The following is a 16,376-nucleotide window of genomic DNA, read 5'->3' as shown; positions in this document are numbered from 1 at the left end:
GGCTATAGAATTGAATATGAAAAAACTGTGAATGAGAGAGTAAGAATATTTTAGCTTTACAGGGAGAAGAGATCGAAGACTGGAAGTCTCTTTATTGATATATATTCTGAAGTTCACTCAGGAGTTCTAACTGTGAAATAAAGTAGTAGTTAGCGGGGAACCGTTATATATATAAGAGAGTATTAAGCTAATTAGGGTGGTACCGCGGAACCTCCGTCCCTTTATAGGGGCGGTTTTTATTTTGCAAAAAAATGCAGTTTTACTTTTTGAAAGGAGAAAACAATATGAAAGAAAAACTTTTAGAAATCAAGGATAGTGCATTAAAAGTTCTTGAAGATGTAAAAAACAGCAGTGAGATTGAAAATATTAGAGTTAAATATCTAGGTAAAAAAGGTGAATTAACTACAATATTAAGAGGTATGGGAGGTCTTACTAATGAAGAGAGACCAATCATAGGTAAGCTTGCAAACGAAGTAAGAGCAGAAATTGAAAATAGATTAGATGAAATTTCCACGGAAATAAAGAATATTGAAAAGAAAAAGAAACTAGAAGGTGAAGTTATAGATATAACTATGCCTGGTAGAAAGAACCTAGTAGGCAAGAGACATCCACTAGATTTAACTCTAGAGCACATGAAGGAAATATTCATATCAATGGGCTTTACTATAGAGGAAGGGCCTGAAATAGAAAAAGATTATTACAACTTCGAAGCACTTAATATACCAAAGAATCATCCAGCAAGAAGTGAACAAGATACATTCTATATAAATGATAATGTAGTTCTAAGAACTCAAACTTCACCAGTACAAATTAGAGTTATGGAAAAACAAAAACCACCTATAAAGATGATCTCTCCAGGTAAAGTATTCAGATCAGATGCAGCTGATGCTACACATTCACCAATATTTTATCAAATGGAAGGCTTAGTAATTGATAAGGGTATAACTTTTGCTGATTTAAAAGGAACTCTAGAATTATTCGCTAAAAAGATGTTTGGAGAAAATGTTAAAACTAAGTTCAGACCACATCACTTCCCATTCACTGAACCTTCAGCAGAAATGGATGCAACTTGCTTCGTTTGCGGAGGAGAAGGCTGTAGAGTATGTAAAGGTAGCGGTTGGATAGAACTTTACGGATGCGGTATGGTACATCCACAAGTTCTTAGAAACTGTGGTATAGATCCAGAAGAATATAGCGGATTTGCTTTCGGTATGGGCGTAGACAGAATGGTAATGCTTAAGTACGGCATTGATGATATAAGACAACTATATGAAAGTGATATGAGATTTTTAAATCAGTTTTAGGAGGAATTTAATATGAAAGTACCTTATTTATGGCTAAAAGACTATGTAAATATAGATATAGATGCAAATGAACTAGCTGATAGGCTTACACTATCAGGATCAAAGGTTGAGGAAGTAATAACTTCAGGAGAAGATATAACAAATGTTGTAACTGGTAAGCTTCTTAAGATAGAGGCACATCCAGATGCAGAAAAACTGGTTATATGTCAAGTTGAAGTTGGTCAAGAGGAACCTGTTCAAATAGTTACAGGAGCTAAGAACATGAAGGAAAATGATATAGTTCCAGTTGCTCTTCATGGTTCAACTCTACCAAATGGATTAAAGATAAAGAAGGGTAAGCTTAGAGGTGTTCCATCAAATGGAATGATGTGTTCTGAAGAAGAACTAGGAATAGCTGGAGATGAACCAGTTCATGGGCTTATGATATTACCTGAAAATACACCTATTGGCAAGGATATAAAAGATGTATTAGGTTTAAATAAGGCTGTAATAGATTTTGAAATAACTTCTAACAGACCTGATTGCTTAAGCGTACTCGGAATAGCTAGAGAAACAGCAGCTACTTTAGGGATAGAATACAAAAATCCTTCAGTAGAATATAAAACTAGCGGAACAGGCAATGTTGAAGACATAGTAAAAGTAGAAGTAAAAGATGCTCTATGCAGAAGATATATGGCTAGAGCAGTAAAAGATATAAAGATAGAACCATCACCAACATGGATGCAAGAAAGACTTCTAGAAGCAGGAGTTAGACCAATAAATAATGTGGTAGATATAACTAACTTTGTTATGTTAGAGCTTGGCCAACCAATGCATGCTTTCGATAAAAGAGAAATTAAATCTAACAAGATTGTTGTTGAGAGAGCAAAGGAAAATGAAAAGTTTGTAACTCTTGATGAAATAGAAAGAAATCTAGATACAGATGTTCTTTGTATAAAAGATGGTGAAGAAACTATAGGTCTTGCTGGAATAATGGGCGGACTTCAATCAGGAATTAAGGATGATACAACTGAGATAATCTTTGAAAGTGCTAGTTTTGATGGTACTAATATCCGTGTAAATTCAAAGAAGCTTAATCTTAGAACAGAGGCTTCTTCAAGATTTGAAAAGGATATTGATCCAAACTTAACTGAACTTGCATTAAATAGAGCTTGTGCACTTATAGAGGAACTTAAGGTTGGAACAATAGTAGAGGGAACTATAGATATATATAATGAAAGAAAAGAGCCTCATACTATGACAGTAGATTCTAACTGGGTGAATAGATTCTTAGGAACAGATATTTCAAAGGAACAAATGAAAGAATACCTAGATAGATTAGAGCTTAAAACAACTATTGAAAATGATAATTTAATTATAGCTGTACCAACTTTCAGAATTGATATAGCAATAAAAGAAGATATAGCAGAAGAAGTTGCAAGAATATACGGTTATAACAACGTACCTATGACAGTAATTGGTGCTAATTCTCCAAAGGATGCTAAGAACAAGAAATTAAAATTAGATGACTTAGTTATAAATACTATGATTTCAAGTGGATTAAATCAATCTATTTCTTACTCTTTCGTAAGTCCAAAGGTATTTGATATGATAAACTTGCCTTCAGATAGCGAACTTAGAAATGTTGTAAAGATTAAGAATCCATTAGGTGAAGATTACAGCATAATGAGAACATCAACTCTTCCTTCAATGATGGAGTGTCTTGGAAGAAATTATTCAAGAAGCAACGAATTTGCAAGATTATTTGAACTAGGTAAGGTTTATATTCCAAAGGCTGATGAAAATCAATTACCAAATGAAAAGAATATACTTACAATAGGTCTATATGGAGATGTTGATTATTTGGATCTAAAAGGAGTAGTTGAAAATCTCATAGATGCAATGGGAATAAAGAATCCATCATATAAGAGACAAAGTGAAAATGTAAGCTATCATCCAGGAAAAACTGCTGAATTATTTATAGGAAAAGAAAAAGTAGGCGTACTTGGTGAGATACATCCTGATGTAGCTGATAACTATGGAATAGATGCAAATGCTTATGTGGCAGAACTTGATTTAGATATACTTTATGCAAATTCTAACACAGAGAAAAAGTATAAACCATTACCAAAGTATCCTGCTGTAACAAGAGATATAGCACTGCTTGTTGAAGATGCTATATTAGTTCAAGAAATTGAAGAAACTATAAGAAAAGCTGGTGGAAACTTAGTAGAGACTGTGAAGTTATTTGACGTATATAAAGGAAAGCAAATACCAGAGGGTAAAAAGAGCATAGCTTATGCTATTTCTTATAGAGATGAGAATAAGACTTTAACTGATAATGAAGTTAATAAAGTGCATGAAAAGATATTGCGTTCATTAGAATATAAGCTAGGAGCACAATTAAGATAAAATAATCAATAATTACTTTATTGATAAAATAAGAATCAATCCCTCTGAATTAACATATTTTTATGTATCAAGGGATTGATTTTTTTTACTGTGTAGGAAAGTGTATGATTTTTATGCTAGTTAAACTTAGTAATTTCAAGAAATTAGAACATCTATTTAAGGTAAACAGCAAAAAATAAAATTTATGTCGTCTGCCAAATTTTCCTCATATGCATTCGGAAAGGCAGATGCGTTAAAAAAGCTCACTGAAGAAGGTCGCTTCAGCGACTTTTTTACTGTTAAGGAAAATATATAATTTTATGGTAGCTGAGCTTATCAAGTTTTATCACTTTGCTAAATTTTTAATGTATACAGCAAAAAAAATCGAGTGTAAGATTTTAAGTGTTGCCTAAAAAAAGGCAAGGGTGCAGAAAAGTATTAATAAAAGGTTAACTAGTATCCAATAAAAGGTAAAAATATAGGATTGAGATTATGGATAATTAAGTAAAATTAAAGTTTTATAAATAAACTTTGAAATTATATATATTTATATGATAACATTAAAGAAAGATATTGATTATTAAGAGGTGTTGTTATGGGCTCCGTAACTGTAAGAATAAATGGAATTGATTATAATCTAAAGGGAAAAGATGATGAAGAGTACTTAAATTATATAGCTAATTATGTTGATGAAAAGGTAAAAGAAATACTAAGTAAGAATAATAAACTTAGTTCTGTTGCGGCTACTGTTCTTGCAGCTATAAATATATCAGATGAACTTTTTAAAGTTAATAATGATTATAATGATCTTTTAGGAAACTTTGAAAGTCTTCAAAAAGAAAATGATGAGCTTAAGCAATGCTTAGAAGATGTAGAACGGAAAAAAGATGAAGAAAAAGAAGAGTATACATCTATGATGCAAGCTATAGAAGATTTAAAACTAGAGAAAATTTCTTTAGAAGAAAAAAATTCATCATTAGTAGAGGTTTTAAATTCTAAAAATGATGAATTAGAAGAATTAAAAAATGTAGAATTAAAAGAAGATCAGCAAGATTTAAGTGTGCAAATAGCTGAGCTTGAAGCAGCTGCAAAGAAACTTTTAGAAGAAAATAATTCATTGAAGTTAGTAAATAGAGAAATAAAATTTGAGCTTCAAAGTTCTAAATATAAAGTTATGGACTTGGAAAAGAAGTATTTGGATAGTCAAATAAATTTAGCAACTGAGATAAAGAAAAGGGAGCCTTATTTAAAGATAAAGGATAATAAATAGAATTATATACTCAAAAGCTTACTTGCATGACAAGTAAGCTTTTATTCTGATATAATAGTAGAGTACGATTTTTTTATTCTTTATGAAAAAAATTGTATTCGGATAGTTAAAGGTTATACAATATTAGAAGGATAGCAGGTTATACTGCATTATCATAGGAGAGATGAACTGATGAATAAAATAGAGCTTTTGGCGCCAGCGGGAAGTAAAGAAAGTTTATATGCAGCAATAAATAAAGGTGCAGATGCTGTTTACCTTGGTGGAAGTAAATTTTCTGCAAGAGCATATGCTTCGAATTTCAATGATGAACAATTGGAAGAAGTGTTGGATTATGCTCATATGTATGGTGTTAAAGTTTATATAACTATAAATACATTAATAAAAGAGAATGAGTTTGAAGAAGCTTTGAATTATATAGATTTTCTATACAGAATTGGTGTAGATGGTCTTATTATACAAGATTTGGGAATATTCAATGAAACTAAAAAAAGGTATACACAAATTGAACTTCATGGGTCTACACAAATGACTGTACATAATGGTGATGGAGCTTTATTCTTTAAAGATAGTGGTTTTAAGAGAATAGTGCTATCAAGAGAATTGTCTTTAAAAGAAATTGAATATATATCCAAAGATCTTAATATAGAAACAGAGATTTTTGTTCATGGTGCGTTATGTGTATGTTATTCAGGGCAATGTCTTATGAGCAGTATGATAGGTGGAAGAAGTGGAAACAGAGGTAGATGCGCTCAATCTTGTAGACTTCCTTACAATATTATAAGGATAGGAGATAATGCAAAGAAAGAAGGGTATTTGCTAAGCCCAAAAGACATGTGTACAATAGAAGATGTGGAAGAGATTGTAAGTACTGGAACTGCATCTTTAAAGATTGAAGGAAGAATGAAAAGACCTGAATACGTGGCTGGAGTAGTAGAAGCTTATAGAAATGCAGTAGACAGTGCGATGAAAAAGAATAAGGAATTTAATGTAAAAGCTTCAAAGGATACGCTTATGCAATTGTTTAATAGAGAGGGATTCTCTAAGGCGTATCTATATAAAAATGAAGGAAAAGACATGATGGCTTTTAAAAATCCTAAAAATACTGGTGTATATATAGGATCTGTAAATAGTAAAGGTGAAGTGATTTTAGAGAAAAGTGTTTCAGTTGGAGATGGAATAAGCTGCGGTAAAGACGGATTTACTATAAGCAAGATAATTTCTGGGAAAAATAGCTTAGAAAATTCTGATAAAGGTATGAGTGTGAAGCTATTGCCAGCAAGATATAAGAACAATGATAAGTTGTATAAAACTTTAGATGTGGAACTAATGGAGAAGTATAAAACATCTTACTTAAATCCTTATGAAAATAAGATTGAAATGAAAGCTTCAATGATTTTTAAAGTTGGAGAGCCTATGTGTATTACTTTAACTTATAATGATAAAAACTATGAGGTAAAGGGTGAAGTGGTTCAAGCGGCTCTTAAAAAACCGCTATCTAAAGATAAGGTTGAAGAAAATATAATGAAATCTGGGGAAACTCCATATAAGATAAGTTCTATACAATTCCTAAGTTTTGAAGAGGGATTTGTACCGGTATCATCTATAAATGCTTTAAGAAGAGAGATAATTGAAGCTATCGAAGCAAATGAAATAAAGAAATATAAAAGAGAAGTTAGTGATTTGGATTATGACACATCAAAAGATAACAAGAGGAATACTAGAGAATTTAACGGAGTTTTATATACTGTTAGAACTAAACAACAGTTAAGAGCTGTTATTGAAAACAACTGTGAGAATTATGCAGTGGATATTTTTGGAAAGAGTTTAAATTCCTTATTAGAAGAGGATATAAAAAATATAGATTTATCAAAAGTATATCTAAAAGTTCCGAATATAATAAAAAATGAGTATCAATATGTTTGTTCAGTTATTGATAAATATATTGGAAGTATTAAAGGAATTGTAACTGCTAATACAGGAATTATATATAGATACAATAGTAAAACTAGTATAATTGGAGACTATAAACTTAATATATTTAACAGTAAAGCTGCAGAGTTTTATGAAAAGTCTATAGATGTGTTGCCAATCAGTGTTGAGCTTAATAGAAGTGAAATTATTTCTTTAACGAGAGGAAAAAAATCTTCATATCAAGCTTTGATTTACGGAAGAGTTGAAATGATGGTTAGTGAGTATTGCCCTATAGGAAGTACTTTTGGACAGAAAAGTTCTAATAATAATTGTAATCAAAGCTGTGTAAAAGATGATTTTATCTTAGAAGATAGAATGAAGGAAAAGTTTGTGATGACTACTGATAGGTTCTGTAGATCGCATATATATAATAGTGTTCCTTTAAATCTTATAGATGAGATTGAAAGAATGGAACAAGTTGGCATAAGTAGCTTTAGAGTGGATTTTATCGATGAAGATTATAATGAAGTTAGTCGTATTATAAGGGTGATAGGAAAAGAAGAAGTGGACAATAAAAATATTAGTTATACAAAGGGACATTATAAAAGAGGAGTAGAATAAAGGAGAAATCTTATGAATGAAAAGGCATTAAGAATTCTAGAATTCAGTAAAGTAAAAGAAGAGATAAAAAGATATGCACTTACAGGTGCTTCAAAGGATACTATAGATGAGCTGACTCCATATGAAAATATACATGAAGTAAAGGAGCATCTTCAAGAAACCAAAGAAGCTTTAACACTGCTTCAAAAGAAGGGAACACCACCTTTTGAAGGTTTATACGATGTAAGAGAAGCTGTTACAAGGGCTGGAAAAGGTGGTACATTGAATCCAGGGCAACTACTCAGAATAGGTAATATGGTGAGATGTGCTAGAAGATTTATAGATTTCATAAAAAGAAAAGATGAAGAGGAATCTTATAATATATTAGAAGATATATGTGCAGGCTTAACACCTATAAGGAAGTTAGAGGATACTATCTTCAATGCAATAATAGGTGAAGAAGAAATATCTGATAAAGCTAGTCAAACTCTTAATAATATAAGAAGATCTCTTAAAGAAAAAAATTCTTCGGTTAGGGATAAAGTTAACTCTATCTTAAGAGAAAACTCGAAGTTTTTACAGGATAACCTTTATACCATGAGAGGTGATAGATATGTTATCCCAGTAAAGGCAGAGCATAAAGGTGCAGTGCCAGGACTTATTCATGATCAAAGTTCAACAGGAGCAACACTTTTTATAGAACCTATGAGCTTGGTTAAGATAAACAATGAAATCAAAGAGCTTATGTTGAAAGAAAAAGCTGAGATCGAAAGAATACTTCAAGAGTTGTCAGGCTTTGTATATGATGAAATTATAGCAGTTAGAAATAATGCTAATATTTTAAATGAATTAGATTTTATATTTGCAAAGGCTAAATATGCAAGTGCTATTGATGGAATATGTCCTGCGGTTAATGACAATGGAATTGTTGACTTAGTTCAAGCTAAACATCCGCTTATAGATCCTAAAAGGGTTGTATCTTCAGATATATACTTAGGAAGAGAATTTACAAGTCTTGTAGTAACAGGTCCAAATACTGGTGGTAAGACCGTAACTTTAAAGACCGTTGGGCTACTTCATATAATGGCTATGAGTGGAGTTTTAATACCTGCTAGAGAAAACTCTACGGTGAGTTTCTTTAGAGAAATATATGCTGATATAGGTGATGAACAAAGTATTGAACAAAGTTTATCTACTTTTTCTTCTCATATGACTAACATAGTATCAATAATGGAAGAAGCAGATAATGAATCGCTTGTTTTATTTGATGAATTAGGTGCAGGTACAGATCCTACTGAAGGTGCTGCGCTTGCAGTAGCTATACTTGAGACACTTAGACATAGAAACTGTAAGATAGTTGCTACAACTCATTATAGTGAGTTGAAAGGCTATGCATTAAGAACCATAGGCGTTGAAAATGCATCGGTAGAATTTGATGTGGAAACCTTAAGACCAACCTATAAGCTTTTAATAGGTATACCTGGTAAATCAAATGCTTTTGAAATATCAAGAAGATTAGGATTAAGCGATGATGTAATAGAGAAATCAAAAGAACTGATTTCTAGTGAGTCGCTTCAATTTGAGGATTTAATACAAAGCCTTCAAGAAAAGAGTATGAAAGCGGAGAGAGATGCAAGAGAAGCTGAAATGCTGAAACTTGATGCTAGAAAACTCAGAGAAAAATATGAAGTTAAACTAGAAAATTTAGAAAAAACTAGAGAAAATGCATTTGGAGAGGCAAGAAGAGAAGCTAAACAGATTCTTAGAGAAGCTAAAGAAGAAGCAGATCAAATTCTTAAGAATATGAGAGAGCTTGAGAGGTTAGGCTTTGACTCTGATGCAAGAAGAAAACTAGAAGAGCAGAGGAGTAAGCTGAGAGATAAGCTTAACAAAACTGAAAGTGTTATAGATAAAGCTGAAAAGGATAATGGCGAGACAATTGAAGTAGTTAAGCCTGGAATGGAAGCATTCTTACCTTCCTTAAATCAGAAAGTAATTATTCTAACAATGCCAGATTCAAAAGGTGATGTTCAAGTTGAAGCTGGTATAATGAAAGTAAATGTTAAGCTAAAAGATCTAAGAAAATCTAAAGAAACTAAGGAAGTTAAGAAAAAAGTAAAACGTGAGGTTAATCTCAATACTAAGTCAGTATCTAGTTCTGTGGATTTAAGAGGTCTTGATGCAGAAGAAGCTTGTTATAATGCTGATAAGTACTTGGATGAAGCATATATGGCTGGTCTTGGAGAAGTGTCTTTGATTCATGGAAAGGGAACCGGAATTCTTAGAAAAAGTATAAATGACATGCTAAAGAGCCATCCTCATGTTAAGTCTTATAGACTAGGTGAATATGGGGAAGGTGGAACTGGAGTTACTGTAGTTCAATTAAAGTAAAAACGGAGTATTTGTATATGATTATAATAAGTGCATGTTTATGCGGATGTAATTGTAAGTATAATGGTGGGAATAACTATAATGAAAAGATAAAGAAAATTTATGATGAGGGTGAAGCTATCCTGGTTTGCCCTGAAGAGATGGGCGGACTTAGCACGCCTAGAGAACCAGTAGAAATACAAGGTGGAAGCGGAATTGATGTCTTAGAAGGCAGAGCTAAAGTATTATCAGCTAATGGAACAGATGCTACTGAGAATTTTATTAAAGGTGCTAATAAAGTACTGGACATAGCTGTTAAAAACAATGTTAAGAAAGCAATTTTAAAAGCTAAAAGTCCCTCATGTGGGGCTGGAAAGATATATGATGGTACATTTTCTGGTAGGATTGTTGAAGGTAACGGTGTTACGGCAGAGCTTTTAAAACTAAACGGGATAGAAGTATTTAGTGAAGAAGATTAAAAAACATAAAAAAGAATAAAAAAACATCACTGAAGTAAGTCGCTTCAGTGATGTTTTTATTCTTGAAGGATTTATAATTCAATTGTATTTGTGAATAAGTATACGTAACACACTTAAAAGATAATATAAGTTAAAGAACAAAAAAAGAAGAATGTGTCGCTTGCCAAATTTTCCTCATATGAATTCGGAAAGGCAGATGCGCAAAAAAATCACTGAAGGAAATCGCTTCAGTGATTTTTTATTCTTTAGAATTTATAACTTAATTGTATTTATAGATGAGTATGAGTAAGACACTTAAGACATAATATAAGTTTAAGAATAAAAAGAAGAATATGTCGCCTGCCAGATTTTCCTCATATACATTCGGAAAGGCAGATGCGCAAAAAAAATCACTGAAGAAAATCGCTTCAGTGATTTTTTTATATTAAAGTTTATTTTGAAACTACTTTAATATATTCAACCTTTGAGTCTTCAGTACCTTGTACGTAAAGACCAACCTCTTTTAGTTCTTCAACATATTTTATAATTTCTTCTGTTATTATCTCACCAGGGCAAAGAAGTGGAATACCAGGTGGATATGCAAGCAAGAATTCGCCACTTACTTTTCCGATGCTATCTCTAAGAAGTATTGATTCTTTTTGGCTATTAAAAGCATCTCTTGGAATAAGAACACTCTCAGGAATAGATGGTATATCTAAAAAGTCAGGTCTTACTTTTCCTTTAGAAGAATATTCATCAGATATCTCTCTAAGTGCGTGTAATAACTTATCTATACTTTCTTTTGTATCTCCAAAAGAACCTACAGCAAGTACGCTATATAAATCAGAAAGTTCCATTTGTATATGATATTTGTTTGATAATATCATATCTAATTCATATCCTGTAATTCCTAAGTCTCTACAAGTTATAGTAATCTTAGTTGGATCTAAAGCTACAACTCCAGGTCTTCCTAGTATTTCTTCGCCAAAACAGTAGAAACCATTAATCTTATTTATTTCAGTTCGAGCATAATTAGCTAAATCTATAGTTTTATCTAAAAGTTCTTCTCCATTTAAAGCAATTTGCCTTCTAGCACAATCTAAACTTGCCATCAAAATGTAAGATGGTGAAGTTGTTTGAAGTAAGTTCAGAACTTGCTGAACTCTTGCAGGGTCAATATAATTGCTTTTAACTTGAAGTAAAGAACACTGAGTCAACGCTCCAATTATTTTATGAGTGCTTTGTGCACAGATATCAGCACCTGCTTCCATTGCAGACATAGGGAGTTTTTCATTAAACTTTAGATGAGGACCATGAGCTTCATCTACTATTAAAGGAATATCATAACTGTGAACAATATCAGCAATTTCCTTGATTGCGGTTGCAACACCATAGTACGTTGGGTTTATTATTAATACAGCCTTAGCATCTTTATTTTCTTCTAAAACTCTTTTTACTGTTGCAGGGGTAACACCATGAGCTATACCTAATTTTTTATCAAGCTCTGGTTGCATAAACACAGGAACTGCTCCGCTAAGTATTATTCCAGCTGTAATTGATTTGTGGACATTTCTAGGGACAATTATCTTGTCTCCTTGACTTACCACAGACATAATCATGGCTTGAATTGCACCTGAGGTTCCGTGGATTGAGAAAAACGAAGCATCTGAACCATATGCATCAGCAGCTAGCTCTTGTGCTTTTTTTATTGGTCCTGTGGGATGATGTAGACTATCAACTAATTTAAACACCGTTACGTCTATCTTAAATGGGTTTTCACCTATAAAGTTTTTGAATTCCTCATCTATTCCTACGCCTTTCTTATGACCAGGAACGTGAAATGGAATTGTATCTCTATCTACATATTCCATTAGGGCATCAAACAAAGGAGTTTCATTTTGGTCAAATCTGTACACTTTGATACCGCACCTTCTTTCAACAAATAAATATCTTTTATGAAAAACAATATAATTATATGTTATGAGTAACTGTAATGCAATAAAAAAATTGATATGAATAATATTTATTTCTTCTGACAATACTATAAGGCAGGAGGGATTAAAGTGGAAAATATTAAATTGAACAGTAGAAGTAACAAAATAGGTAAAACAGCTAATAAGGTAAGAAGAGCAGGAAAGGTTCCAGGCGTTGTATATGGAAAAGGAATGCAGAACTTTATGTTCGAAATAGGTGAATTAGAATTAAATCAAATTATATTTGAACATGGCGAGCATGGTGTAATTGATATCGACTTAGAACAACAAAAAAAGAAAGTACTAATTAAAGAACTTCAAAGAGATCCTGTTACACATAAAATAATTCACTTAGATTTAGAGTCTATAGATAAAGACCAAAAGATTATTACAACTGTACCAGTTCACTTTAAAGGAGAGGGAGTAATAAATTCTTACGGAGCTATAATTCAAAAAGAAAAGTCAGCAGTAAAGGTAAGCTGTACTCCAGATAAGTTGCCTAAATTTTTAGAGCTAGATGTTTCTCAATCTACTATAGGAAGCACTTATAAGGTATGTGATTTGGAAGTAGGAGCAGAAATATCAATAGTTGATGACTTAAATACTGTCCTTGGTTCTGTGAGCTACGAGCAAAAGGTAGTAGAGGCTGTGGAGCCAGAAGAGAAAAAAGGATAACTAAGCCCTATGACTACATAGGGTTTATTTTTACTCTTTAGAAAAACATGATATACATAAAGTTAGGCAATAGTTCCATTACGTAACGTTTTTTTAAAATTTATTGACTCATATAGTGAAAAAAGAAAGATAGATATACTGTGAGAATTTCATCACATTTATTATAAAAATAAGATGCGTAAAAAATTACAAGATAAAGATATATTAACTAGTATATAATTCATATAATTTCATAAATTTGTATATAAAAGTTTTAATTGTCCATTTTTTAGTGTATAATATTTAATGTTAAATTATAAGGAGGGATAATAATGACATACAGTGAAAAATACGAACAATGGATACAATCACCTACTATTAATGAAGATATAAAGAATGAATTAAGAAGAATAACTGATGAGAAAGAAATTGAAGATAGATTTTATAAAGAATTAGATTTTGGTACAGGTGGGCTAAGAGGCGTTATTGGTGCAGGAACTAACAGGATGAATATATATACTGTTGGAAAGGCTACTCAAGGGCTTGCTGATTATATAAATGAAGCATATACAGAAGGTAAATCAGCTGCTATTGCATATGACTCAAGAAATATGTCAAGAGAATTTGCTAAAGCTGCAGCTTTAACTTTGTGTGCAAATAACATAAAAGTATATCTATTTGAAGATTTAAGACCAACACCAATGCTATCATATACAGTTAGAAAATTAAACTGTAAATCTGGTATTGTAATAACAGCGTCTCATAATCCTAAGCAATATAATGGATATAAGGTATATGGCGATGATGGTGGACAAGTTACAGATGAACCAGCAAAGAAGATAATAGGATACGTAAATGCTATATCTGATTACGCTGATATTAAAACCTTAAGCGAGGAAGAAGCGTTAGAAAAAGGACTACTTGAATATATAGGTGAAGATATAGATAAAACTTATATAGATGCAGTTAAAGCTTTAACAATAAGAAAAGAGTTAGTTAATTCGAATGCTAAAGATTTAAAGATAATATATACTCCGATTCATGGGTCAGGCAATATTCCTGTGAGAAGAGTTTTGAATGAGTTAGGTTATGAGAATTTACATGTAGTAAAAGAACAAGAAAAACCAGATGGAAACTTCCCGACTGCATCATATCCTAATCCTGAAGAACCAGCTGTATTTAAGTTAGCTTTAGAACTAGCAAAAGAAGTTCAACCAGATATAATCTTTGGAACAGATCCAGACTGTGATAGAATTGGAGTTGTTGTTAAGGATAATGAAGGTGAGTATAAGGTTTTAACAGGAAATCAAACTGGAATGCTTTTAACTCATTATGTACTAGATGCGCTTAAAGACACAAATAGTTTACCTAGCAATGGTGCAGTAATTAAGACGATTGTAACAACTGAAGCAGTAAGAAAGATGGCTGCTCACTATAATGTTACGTTAATAGATGTATTAACAGGATTTAAATACATTGGAGAAAAGATTAGAGAGTTTGAAGAAACAGGAAGTCATAAATATCTTTTTGGTTTTGAAGAAAGCTATGGATACCTAGCAGGAGAATTTGTAAGAGATAAAGATGCTGTTATCGCATCTATGTTAATTGCAGAAATGACTCTTTATTATAAATCAAAAGGTAAGACATTATACGATGGCTTAATCGAGATTTATAATGAATATGGGTTCTATAAAGAAAACCTAGTTTCTCTAGAATTAAAAGGAAAAGAAGGTCAAGAAAAGATAGCAAGTTGCATAGATAATATGAGAAATAATCCAGTATCTAATGTAAATGGAGTTAAGATAGTTAAGAGATTCGATTATAAGAAGAGTGAAGAAGTAGATGTTGTAAGTAATTCTGTAAATTCTATAGATTTGCCTAAATCTAATGTTCTTAAGTATATATTAGAAGATGATTCTTGGTTTGTAGTTAGGCCTTCTGGTACTGAACCAAAGATGAAGGTATACTTATCCATTGTTGGCAGCAGCTTAGTAGATGCAGAAAATAAGATAAAGAAGTATACTGAAGAAGTGATGAAAATTATAAACGAAAAATTAAGTTAAATTTGAAAATATGATTAAGGATAAACAAGTTGTTTAATAATGATATATTTTGAGTTTCTATTTGAAGATTTTATTGATAAAATTGAAAAGATAGAATTTTATTAAAAACTAGTTTACTTAAAAGGTACCACTTCAAGCTGCAAACTATTTTCAAAACTCCTCTGGTTTCTGAGAGGAGTTTTGAAAATGTAGATTCTAAAATGAAGTGGTTTATCTATATATAATATATTATGCTACTTGATGTACACATGAAGAATATTATTGATTATTTTACAATATTATAGAAAGAATTAAACAATGGGGTGAATGTATTGGACTATAATTCACTTTTTAAGGATAAGCTATCTAAATTATTATTTTTAGAAATAAGAAATGTTGAGGCTTTTTTAAAAAAGATAAGTGATAAACAAGTAAAGTTAAAAAATAAAGAGTTATTTATTCCGGTAAGTATGGAATTTTTAGCGGAAAAAGTAAAACAAAATCAAGAACTTAAAGATATACCATTATATGAATTTATTGAAGGAATGTTTTATGCTATAGGTGCAGATGAGAAGTTTTCCTATAATGAAGATTATAAAAGTATCTTGGATTCAATAAGCAATTCAAAAGAAGCTATTAAAGGAATAGTTGCATCAAAAGTTAAACAAGGAAATTATAATGATAGTTATGTGCTTTTAAGAGGACTATGTAGGTCGTACGGGGAAGAGGAAATCTTTGAAAAGCTATTAGTAGTAGGAAGTACAATAAGAGAAAATAATAGAGATTTTAAAAATTTACATCTCGAAGATATAGAAAATTACAAAAAGGTTTATCCTAAGAGCGCTTTACCATATATGTATGAGGCGCTGACGCTTAAAGATGAAGGAGAATATTCAAAGGTCTTAATGTCTCTTAACGAATATATAAGACTTGGTGGAGAAAGATCAACTGAGATCGAACAACTTTTCTTAGAGGTTTCTGATATAGTTGCATATGAGAAAGGAAAAGAAGAGATTGATGTTAATCCTTTAGAAGCCATAAAGAAACTTCTGCCTTTATTAGACAAATTTGAAGATAATCCACTCATATATTATTATATTGGTTTATCATATAGAAAGCTTGATAACTATGAAAAAGCAATATATTATTTAAATGAGAGTTTAGAAATAGACAGCTCTATTGTAGAGACTGTAAATGAATTGGGAATAAATTATGCTGCTATCGGAGATTTTGAAAATGCAATAATGTATTTTAGAAAAGCTTTTGAAGCAACTAAAGATGTTGAGATATGTACTAATCTAGTAATGTGCTATTACAATATTGGAAAAATGGATGATGCAAAGATCCACTTAGATATAGCTAACAAGCTTGAGCCAAATGATGAAATTGTTAAACAGCTAAATAAAATAATAGGGGGATAATTA

General features: G+C 31.4%; 10 protein-coding genes and 1 other annotated feature. Of the genes, 9 read left to right on the top strand and 1 reads right to left on the bottom strand.

The window, feature by feature from the left end:
- Positions 1–18 precede the first annotated feature (18 nt).
- Positions 19–224: a binding site (T-box leader), on the top strand.
- Between the two features lie 60 nt (positions 225–284).
- The 6 genes from pheS (at position 285) to bsdtw1_RS13950 (ending at position 10,304) form a co-directional block, all read left to right on the top strand.
- On the top strand, positions 285–1,304 hold the full coding sequence (pheS, locus tag bsdtw1_RS13975; RefSeq protein ID WP_183278176.1) for a phenylalanine--tRNA ligase subunit alpha: 1,020 nt from the start codon (positions 285–287) through the stop codon (positions 1,302–1,304).
- 12 nt (positions 1,305–1,316) lie between these two features.
- On the top strand, positions 1,317–3,695 hold the full coding sequence (gene pheT, locus bsdtw1_RS13970) for a phenylalanine--tRNA ligase subunit beta (protein ID WP_183278175.1): 2,379 nt from the start codon (positions 1,317–1,319) through the stop codon (positions 3,693–3,695).
- A gap of 574 nt (positions 3,696–4,269) precedes the next feature.
- Positions 4,270–4,944 carry a cell division protein ZapA gene (gene zapA / locus bsdtw1_RS13965; protein ID WP_183278174.1) on the top strand — a complete coding sequence of 225 codons (675 nt, stop codon included), beginning with the start codon at positions 4,270–4,272 and terminating at the stop codon, positions 4,942–4,944.
- Between the two features lie 171 nt (positions 4,945–5,115).
- Positions 5,116–7,476 carry a U32 family peptidase gene (locus bsdtw1_RS13960; protein WP_183278173.1) on the top strand — a complete coding sequence of 787 codons (2,361 nt, stop codon included), beginning with the start codon at positions 5,116–5,118 and terminating at the stop codon, positions 7,474–7,476.
- 12 nt (positions 7,477–7,488) lie between these two features.
- Positions 7,489–9,846, top strand: a complete 2,358-nt coding sequence (locus bsdtw1_RS13955; RefSeq protein WP_183278172.1) for an endonuclease MutS2 — start codon at positions 7,489–7,491, stop codon at positions 9,844–9,846.
- Positions 9,847–9,863: 17 nt separating this feature from the next.
- Positions 9,864–10,304, top strand: coding sequence for a 2-thiouracil desulfurase family protein (locus bsdtw1_RS13950; protein ID WP_183278171.1), 441 nt, complete (start codon positions 9,864–9,866; stop codon positions 10,302–10,304).
- Between the two features lie 431 nt (positions 10,305–10,735).
- On the opposite strand, the gene bsdtw1_RS13945 is transcribed toward bsdtw1_RS13950, so the two are convergent.
- A complete protein-coding gene (locus bsdtw1_RS13945) occupies positions 10,736–12,199 on the bottom strand; it encodes an aminotransferase class I/II-fold pyridoxal phosphate-dependent enzyme (RefSeq protein ID WP_183278170.1) in 1,464 nt (487 codons plus the stop codon).
- Positions 12,200–12,346: 147 nt separating this feature from the next.
- Between bsdtw1_RS13945 and bsdtw1_RS13940 the strand changes: the two genes are divergently transcribed.
- From bsdtw1_RS13940 to bsdtw1_RS13930, 3 genes are all read left to right on the top strand, one after another.
- Positions 12,347–12,931 carry a 50S ribosomal protein L25 gene (locus bsdtw1_RS13940; protein WP_183278169.1) on the top strand — a complete coding sequence of 195 codons (585 nt, stop codon included), beginning with the start codon at positions 12,347–12,349 and terminating at the stop codon, positions 12,929–12,931.
- Positions 12,932–13,242: 311 nt separating this feature from the next.
- Positions 13,243–14,973: a phospho-sugar mutase gene (locus tag bsdtw1_RS13935; RefSeq protein WP_183278168.1), complete on the top strand. Its 1,731-nt coding sequence runs from the start codon at positions 13,243–13,245 to the stop codon at positions 14,971–14,973.
- Between the two features lie 311 nt (positions 14,974–15,284).
- Positions 15,285–16,373, top strand: a complete 1,089-nt coding sequence (locus bsdtw1_RS13930) for a tetratricopeptide repeat protein (protein ID WP_183278167.1) — start codon at positions 15,285–15,287, stop codon at positions 16,371–16,373.
- The last annotated feature ends 3 nt before the right edge of the window (positions 16,374–16,376 follow it).

The organism is Clostridium fungisolvens (assembly GCF_014193895.1).
GTDB lineage: Bacteria > Bacillota > Clostridia > Clostridiales > Clostridiaceae > Clostridium_AR > Clostridium_AR fungisolvens.
The sequence above is the reverse complement of the archived record's forward strand: the minus strand, read 5'-3'. Positions and strand labels throughout refer to the sequence as shown.